Consider the following 555-nt stretch of genomic DNA (forward strand, 5'->3'; position numbering starts at 1 on the left):
TCATCGATCACCTGACCCATGTAGGCTCCTCTACGGGAAGGATCATTTCCTTTGGTTTTTAAAAAGTCAGGGTCATTGGCACCTTTCCTTTCAATATCAACAATGTCAACAGTGTCCTGCGGCCGGGCCTTTGGCTCTCCATACCAGAACACTTTTTTGCGGGGATTAATAACGGAGTTGAATTTCCGTGGGTCATTGTGTGGATTGGGATTTTTGCGGTCATCTTTAAATTCTACGCACTCTTCCTCCTTACCTGATCTGATTTTTTCTGTATCAACGATCATGTAGATCCTGGTGTCTTTTGCTTCCATAGCTAAAAAAAGGTTAATTAACTGAATATTAAGGTACTGAATAAAAGTCTTGTCACCAATTTATATCGTTAAACAGCAAATTTTGTCTCCTTATAAACAAAGGGTCCATAAAGTATGACAGCGAAAGATGACAGGGCTAATAAATATTTGCTATTCAATATTTTACAATCCCTGAAAATCTCTAACTTCCTTCCCGGGATGATGTTTTTCGCATCTTCCTTACTAATCAGTGGGAATGTCTCTT

At 39.1% G+C, this 555-nt stretch carries 1 protein-coding gene; it reads right to left on the minus strand.

Annotation, left to right across the window (positions count from 1 at the left end; genetic code table 11):
* Positions 1-311: hypothetical protein (locus HC175_RS16885; protein WP_168139513.1), on the minus strand; the 311-nt coding region annotated here is incomplete at its 3' end.
* Positions 312-555: the final 244 nt, after the last annotated feature.

Source organism: Salinimicrobium oceani (assembly GCF_012037645.1).